The organism is Mesorhizobium sp. KR1-2, assembly GCF_040045035.1.
GTDB lineage: Bacteria > Pseudomonadota > Alphaproteobacteria > Rhizobiales > Rhizobiaceae > Pseudaminobacter.
Genome location: NZ_JBDZDS010000002.1, coordinates 145308 through 171035 on the forward strand (window position 1 = coordinate 145308; position 25728 = coordinate 171035).

Sequence of the window (25728 nt, forward strand, 5' to 3'; positions counted from 1 at the left end):
GTGACCGGGGGGAACGAGATGATCCGCGACCACGCGACTGCGCCGGGACAGCCCTTGCGACTGTCCGGTGTGAGCCTACCCGGCCAGCCGGGTCGCTATGATCTTGTCGTCGCAGGCGACCGGATCGCTGAGCTCGTTCCCTCCCGCGATGCCATGGGCGGCGTCGTCACGCCGCTCTTTGCCGACGTGCATGTGCACCTTGACAAGACCTACACTATCTCCCGCATCGGCGCGGAGGCGAACGCCCGGGTCGAGTGCCTGTTCGATGCCATCGCGCTGATGGAGCAGGACCGGCCGAACTGGACGGCAGCCGATATCCGCGCGCGCGCAAGCCTTGCGCTGGAAGCCGCCTATCGCCAGGGCGTCGGCGCGATGCGCACGCATATCGACTGGGTAACACCCAAAGTGCCCGAAGCCTGGCCCGTGCTCGTCGAGCTTCGGGAGGAGTGGAAGGGCCGCATCGATCTCCAGCCGGCGGCGCTTATCCATGGCGACATGGTGCCGGAAGCTGGCGCAGCAATCGCCGCGCGCGTGAAACGGGACAAGGCCGTTTTCGGCGCCTTCTTCTATCGCAACGCGGACCTCGCGGCCAAAGTCGAGACGATGTTCGCGCTCGCGTGCGCCCATGATCTCGACCTCGATTTCCATGTCGACGAAGGGCTCGACCCGGAAGCCGACGGCCTCTCGCTGATCATCGAGGCAACCAACCGCCATCGCATGTCGGGTCGGGTGCTGTGCGGCCACGCCTGCTCACTGACTTTGCGCTCTGCCGACGAGCTGGAGCGCATTCTTGCGGCGGGTGCTAAGGCCGGCGTGGCGCTGGTTTCGCTGCCGACGACCAATCTATATCTGCAGGACCGCGCGACCGGGCGCTCTCCGCGCATGCGCGGCATCGCCCCGCTGAAGGAGGCGCGGAAGGCCGGCATGACGGTCATGCTCGGCTCCGACAACGTGCGCGACGGCTTCTACCCCTATGGCGACTACGACCCGCTTTCGGTCCTGCGGCTGGCGGCTCCCGCCTGCCATCTCGAGCCGGAAGGCTGGCTCGACAGCATCACCACTCTGCCGGCGCGCTGGTGCGAAAGCAGCATCGCAACGCCCGTGGCGAAGGGCATGCCGGCCAACTTCGTCTGGCACGCCGCGAACGACCTCGGCGACCTGATCAGCCGGCCTCAGGCACAGCGCATCGTCTACCGGGGCGGCGAGCCGCTGCCAGCAAGCAATCAAGACTGGAGAAACGCATGAACGTGGCGACCAAGCCAACGCGCGCCTATGACTGGGCGGCCTTCCGCGCCGAAATCGACGGCATCCGCGTCTATGACGACCCCCAGCATGTGGAACTGCGCTCGCGTGACTATTTCTGGTACAGCCCTATCCTGAGCGAGGATATCGGCCACTTCGTCGGCGATCTGGTGGTGATCCCCAAGGATCAGGACGAAGTCCGTCGCGTAGCCGCCGCGGCCGCACGGCTCCGCATCCCCATCACCGTGCGCGGCGGCGGGACGGGCAATTACGGCCAGTGCGTGCCGCTGGAAGGCGGCATCATCCTCGACATGACCAAGATCGACAGGGTGCTTTCCATCGAGCCCGGCAGGGTGCGCGTAGAAGCCGGCGCCCGCATCGCGCGCCTCGACGACGCAGTGCGTGAGACCGGACAGGAACTTCTCATGTATCCCTCCACGCGCCGCATCGCCACCATCGGCGGCTTCTTCACCGGCGGCTCGGGCGGCATCGGCTCGCTGCGCCACGGCATGCTGCGCGACGACGGCAACATCTATTCGGTCAAGGTCATGACAGTGGAGGAAGAGCCACAGATCATCGAGCTGCACGGCCGCGACATCCAGAAGGTCCAGCATGCCTATGGCACCAACGGCATCGTGATGGAGCTCGAAATCGGGCTCACCAAGTCGACCGACTGGGTCCACACAGCAGCGCTGTTCGAGAGCTACGACGCCACGCTGCGCTTCGGCCTCAAGGCACTGGAAGACAGCCTCGACTGCTACCTGCTGACGACGGTCGACCGCCGCTTCGCCCGCTTCTACACCAAGTTTGGCGAGCTCTTCCCATCGGACCGCGACGCGGTTTTTGCGATGATCGCGCCGGACGACATGGTCAAGTTCGAAGCGCTGGTTGCCGAATTCGGCGGCCGCGTTTCCTTCGCCATGACCAAGGAGGAGCTGCACGCCAAGGGTCTGCAGCCGGCTTACGAATGCGGCTGGAACCACACCACGCTGCAGGCGCTGAAGGCAGAGCCCGGCTGGACATACCTGCAGGTGGCCTATCCGCGCCCCTTCGACCCCGAAGTCGTGAAGCGCCAGATGGAACGCTACGGCGACGAGCAATACATGCACCACGAGATGGCAAGGCTGGAAGGCGAGGTGCAGATCTTCGGCCTGCCGCTGGTTCGCTATCACAGCCGCGAAGACACCTACCGGGTCATCCGCGAATTGGAGCAGTTGGACGGCTGCGACATCTACGATCCGCACGCCTACACCATCGAGGACGGCGGCATGAAGCAGATCGACACAGTTCAGATCGACTTCAAGAAACAAGCAGATCCTTTCGGCCTCCTCAATCCGGGGAAGACGCGAGGCTGGACGGCCGAGATGGTCGCCAAAGGCTGAACCTGAAATCAAATGGGAGAAAATTTCAGATGAAGAACTTGCTCGGAGCGGCGATCACCGCTCTTTCGCTGGCCATGTCGGCGCAGCTCGCGAACGCTGGCGACAAGGTGACTGTGGGAACCAACTGGCTCGCGCAGGCCGGCCATGGCGGCTTCTATCAGGCTCTGGCCGACGGCACCTATGAGAAGTACGGCCTCGACGTCACCATCGAGATGGGCGGTCCGCAGGTCAACAACCGGCCGATGCTGGCGGCCGGGCGGCTCGACTTCCTGCTGACCGGCAACCTGCTGCTGTCCTTCCACAACGTCGCCAACGACATCCCGACCACGGTGGTTGCAGCCTTCTATCAGAAGGACCCGCAGGTGCTGATGGCGCATGAAGGTGCCTACAAGGACTTCAACGACCTGACCAACGCGCCGACAGTCCTTCTGGCCAAGGACAGCCAGTACAGCTTCTGGCTGTGGCTAGTGAAAGAGTTCGGATTCAAGGACGAGCAGGTCCGCCCCTACGGGTACAGCCTTGCCCAGTTCCTCAGCGACGAGAAGGCCGTGCAGCAGGGTTACGCCTTCGCCGAGCCTCTCTATGCCGAAAAGGAGGGGGCCAAGGTGACGACCTATCTCCTCGCCGACCACGGCTACAGCACCTACGCCAACACGATCGAAACGCGCCAGGAACTGGTCGACAACAACCCGGACATGGTCCAGCGCTTTGTCGACGCGACGATCGTGGGCTGGAACAACTTCCTCTATGGCGATCACAGCAAGGCCTATGAGCTGATCCTCAAGGACAACCCGGACATGAGCGCAGAGACGCTCGACAGCGAGCTGGCGATGCTCAAGAAGCTGGAGCTGATCGACAGCGGCGACACGCTGGAAAAGGGCATTGGCGCCATTTCCATGGATCGGGTCAAGGAGTTCTACGAGCTGGCGGTCAAGGCTGGCATCGTGACCGGCGACAAGATCGAGATTTCCAAGGTCGCAACCGACGCTTTCGTCAACAAGGGCGTGGGCCTCGACGTCAAGAAGCAGTTGAATCCGTAATCACAACAAGAAAGCGAGGGGCTCACCAGCCCCTCGCTGGAAACGATCTGACGATGAGTCACGATAACGCTGAGACTTCGGAAAACGGCGAACTGAGCGCGCGCGAGAAGGTTCTCGATCGCCGCCGGCGCATTCTGGCGGCCATCAGGGATGCTGCGATCGACGAGTTTGCGAGCAAGGGCCTGGTCGGCGCCTCCACTCAGGCCATCGCCCAGCGCGCCGGCCTGACCAAGCCGCAGTTGCACTATTACATCTCCAGCAAGGAAAAGCTCTACGAGGACATTCTCGTCTACATTCTCGATGAATGGAAAGAGATGTTCATCAGTGCCTCGACCAGCGACGATCCCGCTCAGATCATCCGCGCCTACATCCATAAGAAACTGGAATACGGGCAGAAGAATCCCAAGGCGTCGCGTCTGTTCACCACGGAAATCGCCAACGGCGCGCCGTTCCTCAGCCGGCACTGGGCGCAGTACCAGGCCTCAACCCAGCAGGCGGTGAAGCTGATCCAGTCCTGGGTCGACCAGGGGCTCATTCGGCCCGTCGATCCGCTGCTGTTCCAGATGCACATCTGGGCCGTGACGCAGCACTATGCCGACTTCGAGGTCCAGATCCGCAGCTTCATGCAGCTGAGCGACAACGAGGAGCTCGACATGGTCCGCGCCGAGGACGAGGTGACCGCCCTCTTCCTGCGCGCCTGCGGCCTTCAGTAAACCGTTGTTATCCCAACCATAGCTTGGCGCCGTCTTCCGTGCCCGGCTCCCCACCCCACGCGCGGCCTTGCCGCCGCGACCTCACAAAATCGAATTCGAAAGGCCCATCAATGCCGCGCATCATCTACATCACCCATGACGAGCAGCGCTTCGAGGTCGAAGCCACCAACGGCGCGACCGTCATGGAGACAGCGATAAAGGCCGCCGTGCCTGGCATCGAAGCCGAATGCGGCGGCGCCTGCGCCTGCGCCACCTGCCACGTCCATGTCGATCCCGCCTTTGCGGAGGCTGTCGGCGAGGCCGGGCCGATGGAAGCCGACATGCTCGACTTCGCCTGGGAGCCCGGTCCAAATTCGCGCCTGTCGTGCCAGCTCAAGGTAAGCGACGAGTTGGACGGCCTCGTCGTGCGCATTCCCGAAAGGCAGAGCTGACCAGCCCGCCCACAGGTGAACCTGTGCCGCGCGCAAAGAAGCGGCGCCGGTAGATTGCTCGGTTGAGTAGACTTTCAGGGCGCGGGCCACGCGCGCCGCGCCCAAATCGGCTACGCAACGCATGTGCCCTGTGACACTGGCAGGGCTTGCGTAGTCCGGCGGCAAATGATTTACGGGCGAACTCCCCTGCGGGCGCAACCTATGACGTAGTGCCCCCACAAATCCCCTTGGGTCCCGTAAAAGCATGATTCGTCTCGAAAACATCGGCAAGCAGAACGGTAAGCAGATCGTGTTTATCGAGGCCTCCGCAGCACTGCAGAAGGGCGAGAAGGTCGGTCTCGTCGGTCCCAACGGCGCCGGCAAGACAACGCTCTTTCGAATGATCACCGGTCAGGAGCAGCCCGACGAGGGCCAGGTGGCCGTCGATCGCGGCGTGACCATCGGCTATTTCAGCCAGGACGTCGGTGAAATGTCCGGCCGCAGCGTCGTGTCCGAGGTCATGGACGGTGCCGGCCCCGTCAGCGCCTTGATAGCCGAGATGAGCGAGCTGGAGACCGCAATGGGCGATCCCGAGCGGGCCGACGAGATGGACGACATCATCACCCGCTACGGCGAGGTGCAGGCACGCTTCGAGGAACTGGACGGCTATTCCCTGGACGGGCGGGCCCGCGAAGTGCTTGACGGTCTCGGTTTCAGCCAGGAGATGATGGACGGTGACGTCGGTGCCCTGTCGGGTGGCTGGAAGATGCGCGTTGCGCTCGCCAGGATCCTGCTCATGCGCCCAGACGTCCTGCTGCTCGACGAACCGAGCAACCACCTCGATCTGGAGAGCCTGATCTGGCTGGAGGAGTTCCTCAAGGGCTATGAAGGTGCCCTGCTGATGACTTCTCACGACCGCGAGTTCATGAACCGCATCGTCAACAAGGTGGTGGAAATCGACGGCGGCAGTCTGACGGCCTATTCGGGCAACTTCGAGTTCTACCAGCAGCAGCGGGCGCTCGCCGACAAGCAGCAGCAGGCCCAGTTCGAACGCCAGCAGGCAATGCTGGCCAAGGAAATCAGCTTCATCGAGCGTTTCAAGGCCCGTGCCTCGCACGCCGCGCAGGTGCAAAGCCGCGTGAAGAAGCTTGAGAAGATCGACAAGGTCGAGCCGCCCAAGCGCCGCCAGACGATTACCTTCGAGTTTCAACCGGCGCCCCGTTCGGGCGAGGACGTGGTCACGCTGAAGAACGTGCACAAGCGCTATGGCAGCCGGATCATCTACGAGGGCCTGGATTTCCAGGTCCGCCGCAAGGAGCGCTGGTGCATCATGGGCGTCAACGGCGCGGGCAAGTCGACGCTGCTGAAGCTGGCAGCCGGCGCCGCCGAACCGGACACTGGCACGGTCGCTCGCGGTCCCAGCGTGAAGATGGGCTACTTCGCCCAGCACGCCATGGATCTGCTGGACGGCGACCGCACCGTGTTCCAGACGTTGGAAGACTCCTTCCCGCAGGCAGGACAGGCGCCGCTGCGCGCCCTTGCCGGCTGCTTCGGGTTCTCCGGCGACGAGATCGAAAAGAAGTGCCGGGTCCTGTCAGGGGGCGAGAAGGCGCGGCTTGTCATGGCGAAGATGCTGTTCGATCCGCCGAACCTGCTCGTGCTGGACGAGCCCACCAACCACCTGGACATGGCGACCAAGGAGATGCTCATCACTGCCCTGTCGCAGTATGAGGGCACCATGCTGTTCGTCTCGCACGACCGACACTTCCTGGCAGCGCTCTCGAACCGCGTGCTGGAATTGACGCCCGAGGGCATTCACGCCTACGGCGGCGGCTACACGGAGTATGTGGAGCGAACAGGACAAGAAGCGCCCGGCTTGAGAAGCTGATCCTCGGAGGTGATGCGGCCGAGATGCCACCAGCCTCAATTGGGGTTCTTTCAGGTAGGCAGTTCGTTCCGCCTCCACGGTCCTGCAACCTTTGCCGAGCGATCGGTATTGTAGCTGTTTGAGCAAGCCGTCCGCTCTGGAGGGAACATGCGCATCAGGCTGCACGAGATCGCCCTTGTTCTGTTGCTGCTGATCGGCGGCATTCAATCGGCCCTGGCGGAGACAGCCGAGCGGCCGGCGCCCGAGCGGCCGGCTCCCTCGGGAGGGATCTTGTCGCTCCTCCCGCCCCCGCAGACCTCCGAGCACCTGATCAAGGCTGCAGGGCGCACGCTTTACTATCAGGCCAAGGCCGGCACCCTGCCGTTGCTGTCCGGCAAGGGCGAGGTCACCGCTCAAATATTCTATGTCGCTTACGCACTTCACCCCGAGGCAAACCGGGAACCGGATACCCAGCGCCCCATCACCTTCGTGTTCAATGGCGGCCCGGGAGCGGCCTCCGTATATCTCCATCTCGGCGCGCTCGGTCCGCGCGTCGTGGCGACGGCCGATGATGGCGGCTTCCTGCCCCCGCCGCAAAGATTGCTGGACAATCCGAGCACCTGGCTCGACATGACCGATCTTGTTTTTGTGGACCCTGTCGGAACCGGCTACAGCCGCGAAGCGCCTGGCCAGGAGGCGAACAGTTTTTGGGGCGTCAAACAGGACGCCTCGGCGATGGGCGCCTTCATCCGGCTTTATCTTGCACAGGAAGGCCGCACCGGATCACCGGTCTTCCTTGCAGGCGAAAGCTACGGCGGGTTTCGCGTCGCGCTACTTGCCAACACGCTTCAGGAAGATGTCGGCATCAGCCCGAGCGGGATCGTGCTCATCTCGCCGGCGCTTGAGTTCGCATTCCTTCGTCCCGACGAATTCCAACCGCTTCACTGGGCGCTTGAGCTTCCCTCGCTGGCGGCCGTGCGCTTGCGCAGCGAAGGCATAACCGGCTCCGCCTTCATGGTACAGTTGGCCGAGGTCGAGCGCTACGCGCTCGGCGACTATCTCGTCGCGCTCTCCCGCGGACTTGAGCAAGGCGGGCGTCTGGCCAGCATGCGCGTCGCTGAAATCACCGGCCTGCCCCTCGAACTCGTCCAACGAAATTTTGCGCGCATTCCGACCGCGCTGTTCGCCAAGGAGTTCGCGCGCAAATACGACGAAGTTCTCAGCCCCTATGACGGCACGATTGAAACGGCAGATATCGTTCCGAACAGTGCCGGACTTGTCGGCCCCGACCCGGTACTTGACCGCAGCGTGCCGGTACTCGGATCTGCCTTCGTCAGATACGTGCGTGACGAATTGAACTTCCGCACGGATCTGACTTATCGCGTTCTCAACCGCGAAATCAGCAGCAAATGGGATTTTGGGATCAACCCGACCCGCCAAGGCTACGCCGGCGTGATGGACGACCTTCAGCAGGCACGCTCGCTAAATCCGGCAATGAGCGTGCTGATTGTCAACGGCTACACCGACCTCGTGACCCCCTATTTGATCTCGGCCTATCTCGCGGGCCAACTCCCTTCGCTTCGCGGCGCAAAGCCCATCCGCGTGGACGTGCTGCAAGGGGGACACATGATGTATTTCAGACCCGATAGCCGAAGCGCGTTGAAGAAGGTTGCGGCCGAGCTTTACCAAGCCCCGCACTGAGCCGGCCAAGCGGAGCTATCCTCGGAACAAATCGGCTTCCCGGGGTGTTGATGTCCATTGATCACTTTTGAGGGAGCATGAAAATGCGCAACACCGTCATTGCGATGATTACGATGGCAGCGCTCGCGGGCTGCACCCAGACCGAGAGAGGCGCGTTCGTCGGCGGCGTCAGCGGCGCGGTAATCGGCGGCGCGGTGTCGAATGATGTCGGCGGCGCGCTCGTTGGCGGCGCCATTGGCGCAACGACCGGAGCGCTCATCGGCAGAGCGAGCGAACGCGGACGGTGCTTCTATCGCAACAGTCGCGGCTACCGATACGTTGCCCCCTGCCCGAGCGGCTACTGGTAACCGAGACAAAAATCGCTACGGCCCGACCTGCAATTCGGGGGCCGACGCCAAAGGCCGCAAAATTGAAAAGCCGGGCTTGCGGCCCGGCTTTTCGGTACTCGGCGTGACCGATAGCTTAGTTCACAGCGTCCTTCAGACCCTTGCCAGCCGTGAACTTGGGCACGGTGCGGGCGGGGATCTGAACTTCCGCGCCGGTCTGCGGGTTGCGGCCGGTCGAGGCGGCCCGCTTTGATACGGTGAAATTTCCGAAGCCGACGAGACGAACGTCGCCACCCTTCTTCAATTCGCCGGTGATGACGGAAAACACCGCCTCGACGGCGGACTGCGCATCACCCTTGGAGAGCTTCGCAGCTTCGGCGACGGCAGACACCAATTCGTTCTTGTTCATAAAAATTTCCTTCCATGAGAAAACCGGGACATGAGACTCAACCGGCAAGGATGGAACTTTAGGAAGAACATCAGCCGCAACCAAGTCGGAAAGTCCGAAATCCCTTGGAATTCTGCGGTTTTTCAACGAAAAAGCCGGGCGCAAGGCCCGGCTTTCCCTGTCTTTGTCAAAATTGCCCCAAGGGCGCCTCAATGAGCGAGCGTCTTGCCTGCCTCGTCCACCGCTTCCGCCTTGGAAGCCGGGGCCTCCACGGGCTCGACCCACTCGATCGGCTCGGGCATCCGCACTAGGGCGTGGCGCAGAACCTCGCCGACGCGGCTGACCGGAACGATCTCCATTCCGCTCTTCACGTTGTCCGGAATCTCCGCCAAGTCCTTGGCGTTCTCTTCCGGGATCAGCACCTTCTTGATGCCGCCGCGGAGAGCCGCGAGCAGCTTTTCCTTCAGGCCGCCGATGGGCAGGACCCTGCCCCGCAGCGTGATCTCGCCGGTCATCGCCACATCTGCCCGAACCGGAATGCCGGTCAGGACCGAGACGATTGCCGTGGCCATGGCCACGCCTGCCGACGGGCCGTCCTTGGGCGTGGCGCCTTCCGGAACGTGTACGTGAATGTCACGCTTGTCGAACAGCGGCGGCTCGATGCCGAAGTCGATAGCCCTGCTGCGGACATAAGATGCCGCAGCCGAAATCGACTCCTTCATCACGTCGCGCAGATTGCCGGTGACGGTCATCCTGCCCTTGCCGGGCATCATGACGCCTTCGATCGTCAGCAACTCGCCGCCGACCTCGGTCCACGCCAGACCGGTGACGACACCGACCTGATCGTCCGCCTCGACCTGGCCGAAGCGGAAGCGCGGCACGCCGAGATAGTCCGAGAGGTTATCGGGCGTGACCTTGATCGACTTCTTCTTGGTCCGGATGATCTCGGTCACGGCCTTGCGCCCGAGCTTCATCAGCTCGCGCTCCAGGCTGCGAACGCCGGCTTCTCGCGTGTAAGTCTGGATGATCCCGCGAATGGCGTCCTCGCTGACCGAAAACTCCTTCGGCTGCAGCGCATGATCGCGAACCACCTTGGACAGCAGATGCCGCTTGGCGATCTCGACCTTCTCGTCTTCCGTGTAACCGGCGATACGGATGATCTCCATGCGGTCCATCAGGGGCGCAGGGATGTTCAGCGTATTGGCGGTCGTCACGAACATGACGCTCGACAGATCGTACTCGACCTCCAGGTAGTGATCCATGAAGGAGGAGTTCTGTTCCGGGTCGAGAACCTCAAGCAGCGCCGAAGACGGATCGCCACGGAAGTCCTGGCCCATCTTGTCGATCTCGTCGAGCAAGAAGAGCGGGTTGGACTTCTTGGCCTTCTTCATCGACTGGATGACCTTGCCGGGCATCGAGCCGATATAGGTCCTGCGGTGACCGCGGATCTCGGCCTCGTCACGCACGCCGCCAAGCGCCATGCGCACAAACTCGCGCCCGGTCGCCTTGGCGATCGACTTGCCGAGTGAGGTCTTGCCCACGCCGGGAGGGCCGACGAGGCACAGGATCGGCCCCTTCAACTTCTTCTGCCGGCTCTGGACGGCCAGATATTCGACGATGCGGTCCTTGACCTTGTCGAGACCGTAGTGGTCGTGGTCCAGCACTTCCTGGGCGAGCTTCAGGTCATGCTTGACCTTGGAGTTCTTGCCCCAAGGGATCGACAGCAGCCAGTCGAGATAGTTGCGCACGACCGTGGATTCGGCCGACATCGGCGACATCGACCGCAGCTTCTTCAACTCGGCCTCCGCCTTCTCGCGGGCCTCCTTGGAAAGCTTGGTCTTCTTGATGCGCTCTTCGATCTCGGCGGCCTCGTCGCGGCCGTCCTCGCCCTCGCCGAGCTCCTTCTGGATCGCCTTCATCTGCTCGTTGAGGTAGTACTCGCGCTGCGTCTTCTCCATCTGGCGCTTGACGCGCGAGCGGATGCGCTTTTCCACCTGCAGCACGGAAATCTCGGCTTCCATGAAGCCCATGGCCTTTTCAAGCCGCTCGCGCACGGAAAGCGTGCCGAGCATCTCCTGCTTCTCAGGGATCTTGATCGCAAGATGCGAGGCGACCGTGTCGGCGAGCTTGGAATAGTCGTCGATCTGGCTGGCCGCACCGACAACCTCGGGCGAAATCTTCTTGTTCAGCTTCACATAGTTCTCGAAGTCCGCGATGACCGAACGCGCCAGCGCCTCGATCTCGATCTCCTCCTCTTCGGGTTCGGAGAGCGCGGTAGCCGTGGCTTCGTGGAAGTCGGCGCGATCGGTAAAGCCGGTGATCTGCGCACGCGAAGCGCCTTCGACCAGCACCTTCACAGTGCCGTCCGGAAGCTTCAGAAGCTGCAATACGTTGGCGAGCGTTCCGACCGTATAGATCGCATCCGGCTCGGGATCGTCATCCGCTGCATTCATCTGGGTCGCGAGCAAAATCTGCTTCTCTGCGCCCATGACCTCTTCCAGCGCCTTGATCGACTTTTCACGCCCGACGAAGAGCGGCACGATCATGTGCGGAAATACAACGATGTCGCGCAGTGGAAGAACCGCGTAGACGCCGTCGCCGGAAGACCTGGTTGTTTTGGCCATTGTCTAACCTTTCATGTCGCGGCCGCACCTTGGCCAACCGCGAATCTCATATTAACGGCCGCGTACCGTTCCGCCTACCACCGTTTGCATAGTGGCTTCAGCACGGAATAAGTCCACGGCCTTCAGTTCGTTAGTTGGATGCACGGCAAACAAAGATCAAGGGTAAAGCACGAAACCGTGCTCATTCATTGACTGCGGACAGGCATTCGTCTTTCGGAGCGGCAGCTCCAACAGGAAACGGCGCCTCGCGGCGCCGTTGTGTTGTCTGGGCGGGGAGCGCAATCACGCGCTGACGTTGCCCTTCTTTTCCTTTTGCTCCGAATAGATGTAGAGCGGCCGGGCGCTGCCGGTCACCACTTCCTCGGAGATCACCACTTCCTGCACGCCCTCGAGGGCGGGGAGCTCGAACATGGTGTCGAGCAAGATCGCTTCCATGATGGAGCGCAGGCCGCGAGCACCGGTCTTGCGCTCGATGGCACGCTTGGCGATCGCCGACAAAGCGTTCTCGTGGAAGGTCAGCTCCACATTCTCCATCTCGAACAGGCGCTGATACTGCTTGACCAGAGCATTCTTAGGCTCGGTCAGGATCTGGATCAGCGCAGGCTCGTCGAGATCCTCCAGCGTCGCCAGAACCGGGAGACGGCCGACGAACTCGGGGATCAGGCCGAACTTCAGCAAATCCTCCGGCTCGACCTGACGGAACAACTCGCCGGTGCGGCGATCCTCCGGCGAAGCCACCGTGGCAGCGAAGCCGATGGAGGTCTTGCGACCGCGGTCGGAAATGATCTTGTCGAGGCCCGCAAAGGCGCCACCGCAGATGAACAGGATGTTGGCCGTATCCACCTGCAGGAACTCCTGCTGCGGGTGCTTCCTGCCACCCTGAGGTGGCACAGAGGCGACCGTGCCTTCCATGATCTTCAGCAGTGCCTGCTGCACGCCCTCGCCCGACACGTCACGCGTGATCGACGGATTGTCGGACTTGCGCGAAATCTTGTCGATCTCGTCGATGTAGACGATGCCGCGCTGGGCACGCTCGACATTGTAGTCGGCCGACTGCAGCAGCTTCAGAATGATGTTCTCGACATCCTCGCCGACATAGCCCGCCTCGGTCAGCGTCGTCGCATCGGCCATGGTGAAGGGCACGTCGATGATACGGGCAAGGGTCTGCGCAAGCAGCGTCTTGCCGCAGCCGGTCGGGCCGATCAGCAGGATGTTCGACTTCGCCAGTTCGACGTCGTTGCTCTTGGAGGCATGCGCGAGGCGCTTGTAGTGGTTGTGCACGGCAACCGACAGAACGCGCTTCGCGTAGGGCTGGCCGATAACATAGTCATCCAGCACCTTGAGGATTTCCTGCGGCGTGGGCACACCCTCGCGCGACTTCACCATCGAGGTTTTGTTCTCCTCGCGGATGATGTCCATGCAGAGCTCGACGCATTCGTCGCAGATGAACACCGTCGGACCGGCGATCAGCTTGCGCACCTCGTGCTGGCTTTTGCCGCAGAACGAGCAATAGAGCGTGTTCTTGGAGTCGCCGCCGTTGCTGACCTTGCTCATCTTTTCCAAGTCCTTTCAGTGCTGCCCGGCCGGTATTCTGGCTGAACTCATACACAATTCGTGGCGGAAATCCGCCCGCTGCCGACGCCTTGGCATCCGTACCGCTCCTCCACGTGCCCAACAGGCCGCAAAAGCGATACAGCCAAATCACGGCGCCTTTGCGGGAAGCTAAGCCGCCGAAACTCAATATAGCTTTAACGTAGGCCGGAGCCCCCGTCGAGGGAACAGTAAATTGTGACAGAAATGCCGCAAGCCGAGTCAAAACTGCGTCATACCCGGCTTTGGCCACCATCCATCACTTCGACGGGACTGCCTCGGGCGCTTCGATCGCCTCGCGGGAGGTGATGACCTTGTCGATCAAACCGAAGGCCTTTGCTTCATCAGCGGACATGAAGTGGTCGCGATCGAGCGTGCGCTCGATGGTGTCATAGTCCTTGCCGGTGTGCTTGACATAGACCTCGTTCAGCCGGCGCTTCAACTTGATGATGTCCTGGGCATGGCGCTCGATGTCGGAAGCCTGCCCCTGGAAGCCGCCCGAAGGCTGGTGCACCATGATGCGGGCGTTCGGCGTGGCAAAGCGCATGTCCTTGTGGCCCGCGCAGAGCAGCAGCGAGCCCATGGAGGCCGCCTGGCCGATGCACAGCGTGGAAACCGCCGGCTTGATGAACTGCATGGTGTCGTAGATCGCCATGCCGCTGGTGACAACGCCACCCGGCGAGTTGATGTAGAGCGAAATTTCCTTCTTCGGGTTTTCCGCCTCGAGGAAGAGTAGCTGCGCGCAAACCAGCGTCGCCATGCCATCCTCGACCGGGCCGGTGATGAAGATGATGCGCTCCTTGAGAAGCCGCGAGAAAATGTCGTAGGCGCGCTCGCCGCGATTGGTCTGCTCGACGACCATCGGCACGAGGTTCATTGCGGTTTCCACGGGGTTCTTCATAAACAGTCCCTTTGTCAGGATGGGATTCCGGCGCCAGCCGGCAGAATCAGCGATTGAACGTTTCCCGATAAATAGGATGCCGCCCTGCCATTGTGCAAGGCCGACCTCGGATCGCCGCGCCGCATCGGCGCGGCACCCGCCGGTGCTATTTTTCGAGCACTTCCTTGACCACGGTCGCCAGCTGCTTCAGCGAGAACGGCTTCGGCAGGAAGCCGAATTGCGCATCGGCAGGCAGGTTGCGCGCAAACGCATCCTCGGCATAGCCCGACACGAAGATGAACTTGATGTCCGGCTGCAGCTTGCGCAGTTCGCCCAGCAAAGTCGGCCCGTCCATCTCCGGCATGACCACGTCGGACACCACGATGTCCACCTTGCCGTCCAGCTCACGATAGACTTCGAGCGCCTCGACGCCCGACGAGGCCTCGTGAACCGTATAGCCGCGCGAGGTCAGCGCTCGCATGCCACCCATGCGCACCGCGTCCTCGTCCTCGACGAGCAGAACCGTTGCCGAGCCGGAAAGGTCGCGCGCAGCGTCGGGGGCCTTGACGGCGGGAGCCGCGACTGCGCCGTTGACCTCTGCCGCCGCAGACTGCACGCCCGCGGCCTCCGGCAAAGGCCTGACACTGGCAATATGGCGCGGCAGGAAGATGCGGAAGACAGTGCCCTTGCCGACTTCGGAATCGCAGTAGATGAAGCCGCCTGTCTGCTTGACGATGCCGTACACCATTGAGAGGCCGAGGCCAGTGCCCTTGCCCACCTCCTTGGTGGTGAAGAACGGCTCGAACACCTTCTTCAGCACGTCCGGCGGGATGCCGGTGCCGCTGTCTTCCACCTCGACCACCACGTAGTCGGCCGGCACGAGTTCGCGATAGCCGAAGGCCTTGCACTCCTCTGCCGTGACACTCTTGGTACGGATGGTCAGATCACCGCCGTTAGGCATGGCGTCGCGTGCGTTGACGGTCAGATTGACGATCACCTGCTCGAATTGACCGACATCGGCCTTCACCGGCCACAGATCACGGCCGTGATCCACCTTGAGCGAGACCGAATTGCCCACAAGGCGCGCCAGCAGCATGCGCAGATCGGCCAGCACGTCTGTGAGATTGAGAACCTCCGGCCGCAGCGTCTGCTTGCGCGAGAAGGCCAACAGCTGGCGCACCAGCGAGGCGGCGCGATTGGCGTTCTGCTTGATGTTCATGATGTCGGGGAAGGAGGGGTCCGACGGCCGGTGATTGGTCAGCAGCAGGTCCGAGGACATGATGATGGCCGTCAGCACGTTGTTGAAGTCGTGCGCGATGCCGCCCGCCAGCTGCCCCACCGCCTGCATCTTCTGGCTCTGGGCCATCTGGCCTTCGAGCGCCTTCTGCTCGGTGGTCTCGACCGCATAGACGATCGCCGCTTCCTCGGCACCCTCTTCGCCTGCTCCGTCCGCGATTGCATTGACGTAGACGCGGATATGGCGCTCCTCGTTGTTCGGCAGAACCGTCTCGATCGGTGCGATGTCCGCCTGCCGCTGCCGCGCCTTTTCCAGCGCCGTGGCCAGTGCCGGCCGGTCCCGTTCATGCACGACGGAGTCCAGTCGCACGCGGCGATCGACCGCGTCACGATCGACCACCGTCGAGAACAAGGACAGAAACGGCGCATTGGTGCGCAGGATGCGGCCATCCTTGTCGACGCCGGCAATGGCCATCGGGGTCGAGTTGAAGAAGCGCGTGAAGCGCACTTCCGACGCGCGCAGCTCGGCGGACGCGTCCTCGCCCTGCGTCCGGTTGAGCACGATGGTGCGGCTGGGACCGCTCACGCCTTCCCGGCTTGCCGAAACGCGGTGCATGAAGCGCACGGGCAGCGCTTCGCCCGTCGCCGTTGCCAGATCGAGATCGATCACGGCATTGCGGGTCGTGCCCGGATCCGCCTTGACCGAGCGCACCAGCGCCATGCCGTCGCCGGCGATGATCTCGCGCAGGGTTATCGCGCCCGGCGTGAAGCTGGCGAGATCGACACCCAGCCACTCGGCCAGCGTCGCGTTGATATAGGTTACACGCCCTTCCTGGTCGGCGGAGAAGAAACCCGCGGGTGCGTGGTCAAGATGATCGATGGCCTTCTGCAGGTCCAGGAAGAAGCGTTCCTGCTCCGCCCGCTCCTTGGAGATGTCCGCCAGCTGCCAGGCCAGCAGCGGCTGCCGTTGCCCCGGCACGTTGAAGGCGCGCCCCCGCACCCGGTACCAGCGCGCGCCCGGCTCGGCGCCGGGCCGAACGGCCTGCGGAAGGCGGAATTCGCCGTCCCCGGCCTGCCCGTCGCGCAAACCCGACGCGACGCGATAGATGGTGGGCGACGCCTCGGGAATGTCCGACAGAAGCGCTTCCACGGTCTTCACGTCCGCGGCCGTGGTTGCTCCCGTCATCTCGGCATAGGCGCGGTTGGCGTAGACCACCCTGCCCCTGGTGTCGGTGACGATAAGGCCCTGCGACATCGAATCCACGAACGCCTTGGACAATTCGTCGGTAGTCGAGCGCGGCGCGATTTGAACGAAGCCGATCGCGGAAGCAAAAAGGAAGGCCACACCGATCATCGCCAGCACACCGAGCATGCCGAGCAGGAAGGGATCCCCCAGGCGCTCGCGGAAAATGCCGAACACGATCGCGGCGACCGTGAGCACCACGATGAATATGACAAGGCGCACTATCGCGCCGGGACGCGTGTTCTGGTCGACGATCGGGACCGGATAAAAATCGCCGCGCGTTTCCTTGGCCATGCGTCTCTTGCCTAATTTTCCCCGGCTCTGCGGTATCAATGCACCGAAGCGTTGAATCACATTCTGTCAAATGCGCATAGGGCCTAGCCTGAAAAAGCTCGGATAAAAACCGGGCTCTGCCATGCGCGACACATTTCAGCGCCTATGAGCGCCACGGGAAACTTGCGAATATCACGTCCGGCGGTCTACTGTCGCGCATGGCGACATAACGAGGCTGGGGACTCATACGATGGAATGGTTGGATAACGTGGCTGGGCCTGGATACACTTCGGCGCTCCTCTGGACGTTCGCCGCGCTCATTCTGCTTGTGATCGTCCTGGTCATCATCAAGCTGGTCAGAAGCCTGACCTTCGGAACCTTCGTCGCGGGCGGACGCAACCGCAAGACGAGACTGGCGGTCATGGACGCCACCGCCGTCGACAGCCACAGGCGCCTTATCCTGGTACGCCGCGACGACATCGAGCACCTGCTCCTGATCGGCGGCCCGACCGACCTGGTGATCGAACGCGACATCAGGCTGACCCAGCAGCGCCGTCCTTCGCTTGCCGGCGAGGGCAACCATGAGCAGGCGCCCCGTCCGCGCGCGCTCGATCAGCAGCCCACGCCTCGGCCTGCGCCACAGCCCCGCGCGCCGGAGCCCGCTCCGATGCAGAGGCCCACTGCGGCACCGCAGCCACCCGTGCAGCCCGCGATGCAGGCCTATGCGCCGCAGCCGGCGCCTGCCGCCACCCATTCGCCGATACCGCCCGTCGTCGCTCAGCCGATGCCGCCGCGACCGGCCCCGGCCCCGGCTCCCGCCCCGAGGCCGGAACCTCGCCTGCCCCTGAGCGCCCCGATTCCCGCACCTGTCCGGCCGGAGCCGATTGTTTCGGCTCCGGCCCCGCAAGCGCCGTCACCCGCACCGGAACCTGCGCTGCCATCTCCGCAGCATGACGAGATCGATGAATCGCTCCTCAAGGAGCTCGATGTCGCGTTCGGCGACAGCGATCAGGACGACAAGGCACCCGAGGTATCCCTGGACGACGAGATGGCCAAACTCCTTGGCGAGCTTTCGAGCCAGAAGCGGTAACCCTCGACGCCTAACGCCTCCTCATCCGTCAGTTGTGCTTTGGTGCCGCGCGTGCCAGCGGACGCGCTCTCGGCATGACGGGGCTTCACGCACAAGACGGATTTCAGATATGAAAAAGGCGGCCGAAGCCGCCTTTTTCATATCTGGTTTGATGTCGGGCTTCGCTGCCCTCAATCGTCCCGGTAGACCTTCTCGCGGCGCTCGTGGCGCTCCTGCGCCTCGATCGACAGGGTCGCAATCGGGCGCGCGTCCAGCCGCTTGAGCGAGATGGGCTCTCCGGTTTCCTCGCAGAACCCGTAGGTGCCTTCGTCGATGCGCTGGAGTGCGGAGTCGATCTTGGAGATCAGCTTGCGCTGCCTGTCGCGTGCCCGGAGTTCGATGGCGCGATCCGTTTCAGAGGACGCCCGGTCCGCGAGATCGGGATGGTTGGCGTTTTCCTGCTGAAGTATTTCTAGTGTTTCGCGAGCTTCGCGGAGAATGTCGCTCTTCCAGGTGGTGAGCTTTTGGCGGAAGTAGGCCTTTTGCCGCTCATTCATAAACGGTTCGTCTTCCGAGGGAACGTAAGCGGCATCAACGAGATCGTTCATTCGACTCACCCCATTACCCGATTTTCCGTTATCCGGTTTTTGCGCCTATATATTCACCGTTCGATGACCGCACAAGCGCAATCGACTCAATGCTCGCGCTATTGTTAGTTGCAGCCCGAGCAATCTGCGCGGGCTCATATCGCGGCAATATGACAGAAATTTAGAACTGCACCGGCGCAACGGGTCGTCTAACTTCCTGGGCCATGTTGCGCGATCGCGTCCGCGCCACTAAACCCTCTCTCAGTGCGGCTTGCGGAAGCAGCCATTCCAGACGAGGGGGGGCGCTGTGAGCAGGCTTTTTCTTCTCAGGCATGCCAAAGCAGGCTGGGCACTGCCCGGTATGCGCGACTTTGACCGCCCCCTCGACGAGACGGGTGTGGTCGATGCCGAAGCGACCGGGATCGTCATGCGCGACCAGGGCTACGTACCCGACCTCACGCTTTGTTCCAACGCAGTGCGCGCCCGCCAGACGCTGGAAGGCATCGCCGGCAATGCGGACACCGGCCGCGTCCTCTTTTACGACGACCTGTACAGCAACGACGCCGCCACCTACCTCTCGATCATCCGAAGGGTGGGTAGTGTGGAGACCCTGCTCGTCATCGGTCACAACCCCATGATGGAGGATCTCGCCGTCGCGCTCGCACCGAGGGGAGAAGAATTCGCACGCGCAACCCTTCATGCGGGATTTCCGACGTCTGGCCTCGCCGTTATCCGCTTCCAGGGCGCCCTGTCGGAGGCCAGCCCCGGCAAGGGCTACCTCGAAGCCGTACTGACCCCGCCGGAAAGCTGACGACGGGACGGGGTATTCCGGCGCGACCAGTCGGCGGCGTCGACCATTTCAAATCGGCATTTCATTGCCTATATCGGGAAGCATCCACGGAGCGGGGTGCAGCCATTGGCGTCTCTGACCAATTTCACCGACGAGGCGCGGATCGCGCTTGATACACTCACCAGCCGGGCCACCGACCTATTCTCCCCATCACTGCGCGTTGGCGTTACCGGCCTCTCGCGCGCCGGCAAGACCGTCTTCATCTCCGCCTTCGTGCACAATCTCATCCATGGCGGACGGCTGCCGCTCTTCGAGGCGCAGAAATCGGGGCGCATTTCCAAGGCCTTCCTGGAAGAACAACCCGACGACGCCGTTCCACGCTTCCAGTACGAGGACCATGTCGATGCGCTGATCAATGCCCGGGTCTGGCCCGACTCCACCCGCGCCATCTCCGAACTGCGGCTGACAATCGAATATGAATCCGCATCCGGCTGGAACCGCATGTTTTCGAGCGGAAGACTTTCCGTCGACATCGTCGACTATCCCGGCGAATGGCTGCTGGACCTCCCTCTTCTGGGCAACTCCTATCGCGAGTTCTCGCACGACGTGTTCGAGATGGCTGCTTTGCCCGTGCGCGCGGATCTCTCCGAAGCCTGGCGCAAGGCGTCGCAAGCGGTGGATCCTGATGCGGATGCCGACGAGATGGTGGCGCGTGGGTTGTTCGAGAGCTTTGCGGCTTATCTCAAGGCCTGCAAGCTCGACGACCGGGCTCTCTCCACGCTGCCACCCGGACGTTTCCTGATGCCGGGAGACCTGGATGGATCGCCGGCCCTGACTTTCGCCCCTTTGCCTGGGCTAAGCGAGGCTCGCCCTCGCCCTGGCTCCCTCCATGCGATGATGGAACGGCGCTACGAGGCCTACAAGACCCACGTGATCAAGCCGTTCTTCCGCGAGCACATCGCCAAGCTCGATCGCCAGATCGTGCTGATCGACGCCATGCAGGCGCTGAATTCCGGCCCCGGCGCCATGGCCGATCTTGAGCGCGCCGTCACCGAGATTCTCGCCTGTTTCCGGCCTGGGCGCGGCAACCTCCTGACCGATCTCTTTTCGCGGCGCATAGACCGCATCCTGGTGGCGGCCACCAAGGCCGACCAGCTTCACCACGAGAGCCACGACCGCCTGCAGGCAATCGTGCGACGGTTGACCGAGCGCGCGGCCGCGCGAGCCAACCTCTCCGGCGCAGACGTCGACGTGCTGGCGATGGCGGCGGTGCGGGCAACCCGCGAGGGTACCGTGAAGCAGGGCCGCGAAGTGCTTCCGGTCATCATCGGCACTCCGCTCGAGGGGGAGACGATCGCCGGAGAGACTTTCGACGGCAAAACCGAAACCGCCATATTTCCCGGTGACTTACCGGCAAAAGCGGAATCTGTATTCAAGATCGGAAACAGCAATCACCGCCAGGACGAAGCGGATCCTTCCATTCGCTTCGTGCGTTTCCGTCCGCCACGTCTCGAGCGAACTGCCGAAGGCGTTACCCTGTCGCTGCCGCATATCCGGCTCGACCGCGCGCTGCAGTTCCTGATCGGAGATCGCCTCGCATGACTTCCCCGCGCAAACCGGCAGCCTTCCGCATCGAGCCACCAGAACCGGCCAGGGAAAGCGCTCCGTCGGCATCGAAGCGATCGCACGAAGAAACGCCGCGCAAGCCACGCGCGATGAAGGCGGAGGTTGCGATCGTCACACCGGCCGAAGTCGATATATTCGACGAGCCAGACATCAGTGCCAGCGAGCCGCCGCCTGCGCCCGCACCACCGCGTCATTCAAAGCTCGGCGCGGTGTTCCTGAGCGCGCTGGGCGTGCTGGTATCGCTTGCGCTCGGACTGTGGACCGACCGCCTCATTCGCGACCTCTTCCAGCGCGCAGAATGGCTGGGCTGGCTGGCGGCCGGGGTGGCGGTGATCGGCGCCGTCGCGCTGGCAGCGATCCTGCTGCGCGAGCTTCTGGCGCTGGTTCGCCTGGCCTCGGTGATGAAGCTGCGCCGCCGTGCAGTCGACGCTATCGCCCGGGACGACCCGAAAGCCGCTCGCGCGGTGGTTGATGAGCTCGCCGCCTTTGTCGCTGGCAAGCCGGACACCGCCGGCGGACGTCGCATGCTGGCCGAGTTGCGCGACGACATCATCGATGGACGCGACCTGATCAGGCTGGCAGAAACCGAGATTCTGAGCCCGCTCGACGCACGCGCCAAAACCCTGATCCTCGACGCGGCCAAGCGCGTTTCGCTGGTGACGGCCATCAGCCCGCGCGCACTGGTCGATGTCGCCTATGTCGTCTTCGAGGCCGGCCGCCTGGTCCGTCGCCTGTCCGAGCTCTATGGCGGGCGCCCCGGCACGCTCGGGTTCTTCCGGCTGGCCAACAGCGTTCTGGCGCATCTGGCAGTCACCGGTTCGATCGCGGTGGGCGACAGTTTCGTGCAGCAGATCGTCGGCCATGGGCTAGCGGCGCGGCTTTCGGCCAAGCTTGGCGAGGGCGTGGTCAATGGCATGATGACGGCCCGGATCGGCATCGCCGCCATGGAAACGGTTCGCCCCCTGCCCTTCACCGCCGTAAACCGTCCGGGGATGGGTGATTTCCTGTCGGCGCTGACCTCGTTCGCGACAAGGAAGCAGCCTGAGCGAGCGGCGCCTGAAGCCTAAGCCCAGGGCGTTTCACGCCCCCCGGAGTGACGAAGCATTAACCAATCTTGTCCATGGTCCGGGGACATAGTAAATATGCTTTCTTTGTCGCTGGGTACCCCTTGATGAAACGCGCGTTCCTGTTCCCCCTGCTGCCTGCAATGGCCCTCGCCACCACCAGCGCCAGCATGGCCGATGCCGTTCGCGGCGCGGAGCGGGACAAGAAGTTCTTCGAGAGTGTCGAAGGCGAGTGGGTGGGTCCGGGCGAAATCGTTGCCGGCAAGTACAAGGGCACCAAATTCAGCTGCAGCTTCACCGGCTCGACGCCCGACGGCAAGGTCGGCATGACGCTGGATGGCGACTGCCGGGTCGGCGTGTTCAGCCAGAAGATGTCGGCGACAGTGCAGCACAGTGGCAGCAAGGGGTATAAGGGCACCTTCCTGGACGGCGCCGCCGGCAAGGGCCTGGACATTGTCTCGGGCAACGTCGTTGACGCGCACAAGGTCATTTTCGCGCTCAACCGCAACCAGCTCAAGGGCGTGATGCAGGCGCGCATTCCCGACGATAACACCATGAACGTGACCGTTTCGGTGCGCGTCGACGAGGAACTGGTTCCGGTAATCGGCATGAGCCTGAAGCGCGTCGACAATAGCGCCGTTGGCGCCATCGCCCGCAAGTAGCTTTGGCACGCGGCGGGAAGCGGCCGGGCCCAGCGCCCGGCCTTTTCATTTCCACCGTGCGCGAGGGACGTCAGCCCTTGATCGCGGCAATCAGCTCGTCATAGGCCCTGCAGGCGTCCAACGAGGTCTTGGCATCCTGATATTTCTGGGTGATCTGCTGCACCTTGCCGACCAGCCCCATGGCCTTGGCGGGGTCCTTGGCTACGACCTCCTGAAGCGCGGTCGTCATCTCCTGCGCCTTCTTGGCCAGCGTCTCGGTGGTGCACTCCGGGGCCTTCGAACAAGCGGATCCGGCCAGGGCCACGGCAAGCGCCGCGACCAGCGAAAATTTCTTCACGTCTTCACCTCTCCTCGAAAAATGGCTGGAACGTATCCGCCGCTTGTTTCAAGCGCCCGCCGGCCGCTGCTGGGCTTAGCCCGCCTCCATGCCGCTTTGCAACGGCAGCATGTACAAACCACCGGCAACACCCCCTTCGCCGGTCGCCGCGGTGCATCTGCCGCTAATCCGGGCTTTTCGCGCGGGCCGCAAACTCCTATCTTGCCTGTCTCATTCATTGCCCAGCGCATGTCGCGCTCGAAAATTCGGGACATCACGCATGGCCGCAGCGGCTTCCAGCGAACTCCCTCAGGTTGTGGCGCTGCTTGCCGCCGGTGTGGCGGCCGTCCCGATATTCAGGCGCCTCGGCCTGGGTTCGATCCTCGGCTACCTCGCTGCAGGCGTGGCCATCGGCCCCTTCGGCCTGGGCATCTTCTACGACTCGGCTGCCATATTCAAAGTCGCCCAATTGGGCGTGGTGATGTTCCTTTTCATCATAGGCCTGGAGATGCAGCCCTCGCGGCTCTGGAGCATGCGTAGGCAGATCTTCGGGCTCGGCGTGCTCCAGGTCAGCGTATGCGCATTGCTGCTGACCAGCGTCGGCTTCCTGACCGGATTTCCCGTCGCGCAGTCTTTCGTGGCGGGTGCGGGCTTCGTGCTCACCTCTACGGCCGTTGTCATGCAGGTCCTTGAAGACCGTGGAGAGATTTCCTCCCCCGGCGGCCAGCGCATCGTCTCCATCCTGCTGATGGAGGATCTGACGATCGTGCCGCTGCTGGCACTGGTCGCGTTCCTCGCGCCGGTCGCACCCGGGCAGGCGGAAACGGGCTGGGTGACGAGGCTGACGGAGATCGGCATCGGCATCGGCTCCATCCTTGGCCTCGTCATCGCCGGGCGCTATCTGCTCAATCCGCTGTTTCGCATCCTTGCTGACTCGCAAGCCCGCGAAGTCATGACCGCGGCAGCGCTGCTGGTCGTGCTCGGCTCCGCGCTGGCCATGCAATTAAGCGGCCTCTCCATGGCCATGGGAGCTTTCCTGGCCGGCGTGCTACTGTCCGAATCGACCTTCCGACACCAGCTCGAGGCGGATATCGAGCCGTTCCGCGGCATACTGCTCGGACTGTTCTTCCTCGCCGTGGGCATGTCGCTCAACCTTCGCATCGTCGCCGACAACTGGCAGATGGTCGCCTTCTATGTGCTCGCTTACATGATGGCCAAAGCGACCGGCGTCTATCTCGTCGCGCGCATCACCGGGGCTAGCCAGCAGATCGCGGTGGAACGTGCGGTGATCATGGCACAGGGCGGCGAGTTCGCCTTCGTGCTCTATTCGTCGGCAATGGCCGTGGGCATCATCGACGGCGAAGCGAACGCTATCCTCACCGCGATCGTCATCCTCTCGATGGTTCTCACCCCGCTCGCCCTCGTCGGCCTGCGCTATCTCACCCCGGAAGTCGAGCAGAGCCTCGACGGCGTCGATGTCGCGGAAGATCTGAGCGGCTCGGTCCTGGTCATCGGTTTCGGACGTTTTGGCCAGATCGCCAGCCAGCCGCTGCTGCTTCGGGGCGTGGACGTCACCATCATCGACAACGACGTCGAGATGATCAAGGCGGCCGCCACCTTCGGCTTCAAGGTCTACTACGGAGACGGTACCCGGCTCGACATCCTGCAAACGGCCGGCGCGGGCCGTGCGCGCGCCGTGCTGATTTGCGTCGACAAGGGCCAGACCGCAGTCAAGATCGCCGAGCAGATGCAGGCCGAGTTTCCGCTGGTCACGGTGTTGGCCCGCGCCTTCGACCGCGGCACCGCAATGGACCTGATCCAGATTGGCGTCGACTACCAGATGCGCGAGACCTTTGAGTCGGCGCTCGCATTCGGCCAAGCCACGCTGGAGCAGTTGGGTGTAGACCGCGAAGAAGCCGCGGACACAATCGCGGATGTGCGTGAGCGCGATGCGGCACGCCTCGATGCGCAGCTTGTGGGCGGCCTGCAAGCCGGGCGAGGCTTTTTCAAGGGCAATATGCCGGTGCCGGCCCCGCTGACCCAGCCTCGGCGCCCTGGCCGCGCGATGGACAAGGAAACGGAACAGGTGCTTGGCAAATCAGCCGTGAGGAAAGAAGGAGAGGACGGATGACGACAACTGAACTCGGTCCCGCCGAAGTGGTCGACTTCTGGCTCGACGCCGGGCCGGACCGCTGGTTCGAGAAGGATCACGCCTTCGACGCCGCATTTCACGACCGCTTCCGCCATCTGCATTTTGCCGCAGCACGACGCGAGCTCGACCATTGGGCCGAGCATGCCGAAGGCTCGCTTGCCCTGCTGATCCTGCTCGACCAGTTCCCCCGAAACTGTTTTCGCGGGACCGCACACATGTATGCCACCGATCAGCTTGCCCGGCATTTCGCGACGAAAGCCATCGAAGCCGGGCATGACGAGCAGGTGGACCCGGACTTGCGAGCCTTCATTTACCTGCCGTTCGAGCATTCCGAAAACCTGTCGGACCAGTACCTCTCGGTGGAACTCACGCGGCGGCTGATCGACGAGTCCTACATGCAGTACGCGCTAGAGCACCGTGACATAATCCAGCGCTTCGGCCGCTTCCCGCACCGCAATTCGATGCTGGGCCGGGAGACGACGCCTGAAGAGCAGGCCTACCTCGATTCGGGCGGCTTTTCGGGCTGAGGACGCCCGCGGCGGCCTCA

The 25728-nt window shown here is 63.1% G+C and carries 22 protein-coding genes; 15 read left to right on the plus strand and 7 right to left on the minus strand.

Annotated features, from left to right (window positions below):
* The 8 genes from ABLE85_RS04935 to ABLE85_RS04970 all read left to right on the plus strand — a co-directional run bounded on the left by ABLE85_RS04935 (position 1) and on the right by ABLE85_RS04970 (position 8702).
* Positions 1 to 1245 (plus strand): amidohydrolase family protein, encoded by a 1245-nt coding sequence (locus tag ABLE85_RS04935; RefSeq protein ID WP_348791592.1) that lies wholly within the window; start codon positions 1 to 3, stop codon positions 1243 to 1245.
* The gene (locus tag ABLE85_RS04940; RefSeq protein WP_348791593.1) at positions 1242 to 2624 is read left to right on the plus strand and encodes an FAD-binding oxidoreductase; all 1383 of its coding nucleotides are present in this window, start codon (positions 1242 to 1244) and stop codon (positions 2622 to 2624) included. The genes ABLE85_RS04935 and ABLE85_RS04940 overlap by 4 nt, the downstream gene beginning before the upstream one ends.
* A 29-nt stretch (positions 2625 to 2653) precedes the next feature.
* Positions 2654 to 3664 (plus strand): ABC transporter substrate-binding protein, encoded by a 1011-nt coding sequence (locus ABLE85_RS04945; RefSeq protein ID WP_348791594.1) that lies wholly within the window; start codon positions 2654 to 2656, stop codon positions 3662 to 3664.
* Positions 3665 to 3717: 53 nt separating this feature from the next.
* Positions 3718 to 4377, plus strand: coding sequence for a TetR family transcriptional regulator C-terminal domain-containing protein (locus ABLE85_RS04950; protein ID WP_348791595.1), 660 nt, complete (start codon positions 3718 to 3720; stop codon positions 4375 to 4377).
* A gap of 110 nt (positions 4378 to 4487) precedes the next feature.
* On the plus strand, positions 4488 to 4808 hold the full coding sequence (locus tag ABLE85_RS04955) for a 2Fe-2S iron-sulfur cluster-binding protein (RefSeq protein ID WP_348791596.1): 321 nt from the start codon (positions 4488 to 4490) through the stop codon (positions 4806 to 4808).
* Between the two features lie 244 nt (positions 4809 to 5052).
* Positions 5053 to 6675, plus strand: coding sequence for an ABC-F family ATP-binding cassette domain-containing protein (locus ABLE85_RS04960; protein WP_348791597.1), 1623 nt, complete (start codon positions 5053 to 5055; stop codon positions 6673 to 6675).
* A 147-nt stretch (positions 6676 to 6822) separates the two neighbouring features.
* Positions 6823 to 8355 (plus strand): peptidase S10, encoded by a 1533-nt coding sequence (locus tag ABLE85_RS04965; RefSeq protein WP_348791598.1) that lies wholly within the window; start codon positions 6823 to 6825, stop codon positions 8353 to 8355.
* 83 nt (positions 8356 to 8438) lie between these two features.
* On the plus strand, positions 8439 to 8702 hold the full coding sequence (locus tag ABLE85_RS04970; RefSeq protein ID WP_348791599.1) for a glycine zipper domain-containing protein: 264 nt from the start codon (positions 8439 to 8441) through the stop codon (positions 8700 to 8702).
* A gap of 115 nt (positions 8703 to 8817) precedes the next feature.
* Here ABLE85_RS04970 and ABLE85_RS04975 read toward each other — a convergent pair whose 3' ends face one another.
* From ABLE85_RS04975 to ABLE85_RS04995, 5 genes are all read right to left on the minus strand, one after another.
* Complete coding sequence (locus ABLE85_RS04975; protein WP_348791600.1) at positions 8818 to 9090, minus strand: HU family DNA-binding protein; 273 nt, start codon at positions 9088 to 9090, stop codon at positions 8818 to 8820.
* A 188-nt stretch (positions 9091 to 9278) separates the two neighbouring features.
* Positions 9279 to 11693 (minus strand): endopeptidase La, encoded by a 2415-nt coding sequence (gene lon, locus ABLE85_RS04980; RefSeq protein ID WP_348791601.1) that lies wholly within the window; start codon positions 11691 to 11693, stop codon positions 9279 to 9281.
* A gap of 282 nt (positions 11694 to 11975) precedes the next feature.
* Positions 11976 to 13247, minus strand: a complete 1272-nt coding sequence (gene clpX / locus ABLE85_RS04985) for an ATP-dependent Clp protease ATP-binding subunit ClpX (RefSeq protein WP_209708478.1) — start codon at positions 13245 to 13247, stop codon at positions 11976 to 11978.
* 295 nt (positions 13248 to 13542) lie between these two features.
* Entirely contained in the window at positions 13543 to 14184 is a 642-nt protein-coding gene (locus ABLE85_RS04990) for an ATP-dependent Clp protease proteolytic subunit (protein WP_348791602.1), read from the minus strand.
* A gap of 145 nt (positions 14185 to 14329) precedes the next feature.
* A complete protein-coding gene (locus tag ABLE85_RS04995) occupies positions 14330 to 16936 on the minus strand; it encodes an ATP-binding protein (RefSeq protein ID WP_348791603.1) in 2607 nt (868 codons plus the stop codon).
* Between the two features lie 229 nt (positions 16937 to 17165).
* Here ABLE85_RS04995 and ABLE85_RS05000 point away from each other — a divergent pair, with 229 nt between their 5' ends.
* Positions 17166 to 18005: a hypothetical protein gene (locus ABLE85_RS05000; protein ID WP_348791604.1), complete on the plus strand. Its 840-nt coding sequence runs from the start codon at positions 17166 to 17168 to the stop codon at positions 18003 to 18005.
* Positions 18006 to 18175: 170 nt separating this feature from the next.
* Here the strand turns inward: ABLE85_RS05000 and dksA are convergent, their stop codons facing one another.
* Positions 18176 to 18592 carry an RNA polymerase-binding protein DksA gene (gene dksA / locus ABLE85_RS05005; protein WP_348791605.1) on the minus strand — a complete coding sequence of 139 codons (417 nt, stop codon included), beginning with the start codon at positions 18590 to 18592 and terminating at the stop codon, positions 18176 to 18178.
* 286 nt (positions 18593 to 18878) lie between these two features.
* Between dksA and ABLE85_RS05010 the strand changes: the two genes are divergently transcribed.
* The 4 genes from ABLE85_RS05010 to ABLE85_RS05025 all read left to right on the plus strand — a co-directional run bounded on the left by ABLE85_RS05010 (position 18879) and on the right by ABLE85_RS05025 (position 22713).
* Positions 18879 to 19382, plus strand: coding sequence for a histidine phosphatase family protein (locus ABLE85_RS05010; protein WP_348791606.1), 504 nt, complete (start codon positions 18879 to 18881; stop codon positions 19380 to 19382).
* A 105-nt stretch (positions 19383 to 19487) separates the two neighbouring features.
* Complete coding sequence (locus ABLE85_RS05015; RefSeq protein WP_348791607.1) at positions 19488 to 20963, plus strand: YcjX family protein; 1476 nt, start codon at positions 19488 to 19490, stop codon at positions 20961 to 20963.
* Positions 20960 to 22054: a TIGR01620 family protein gene (locus ABLE85_RS05020; RefSeq protein ID WP_348791608.1), complete on the plus strand. Its 1095-nt coding sequence runs from the start codon at positions 20960 to 20962 to the stop codon at positions 22052 to 22054. Before ABLE85_RS05015 ends, ABLE85_RS05020 begins: the two co-directional genes overlap by 4 nt.
* 140 nt (positions 22055 to 22194) lie before the next feature.
* On the plus strand, positions 22195 to 22713 hold the full coding sequence (locus ABLE85_RS05025; protein ID WP_348792108.1) for a hypothetical protein: 519 nt from the start codon (positions 22195 to 22197) through the stop codon (positions 22711 to 22713).
* A gap of 70 nt (positions 22714 to 22783) precedes the next feature.
* On the opposite strand, the gene ABLE85_RS05030 is transcribed toward ABLE85_RS05025, so the two are convergent.
* Positions 22784 to 23050: a hypothetical protein gene (locus ABLE85_RS05030; RefSeq protein ID WP_348791609.1), complete on the minus strand. Its 267-nt coding sequence runs from the start codon at positions 23048 to 23050 to the stop codon at positions 22784 to 22786.
* A gap of 259 nt (positions 23051 to 23309) precedes the next feature.
* On the opposite strand from ABLE85_RS05030, the gene ABLE85_RS05035 reads away from it, so the two are divergent.
* Positions 23310 to 25160, plus strand: a complete 1851-nt coding sequence (locus ABLE85_RS05035; RefSeq protein WP_348791610.1) for a monovalent cation:proton antiporter-2 (CPA2) family protein — start codon at positions 23310 to 23312, stop codon at positions 25158 to 25160.
* Positions 25157 to 25708 carry a DUF924 family protein gene (locus ABLE85_RS05040; RefSeq protein WP_348791611.1) on the plus strand — a complete coding sequence of 184 codons (552 nt, stop codon included), beginning with the start codon at positions 25157 to 25159 and terminating at the stop codon, positions 25706 to 25708. Before ABLE85_RS05035 ends, ABLE85_RS05040 begins: the two co-directional genes overlap by 4 nt.
* Positions 25709 to 25728 lie beyond the last annotated feature (20 nt).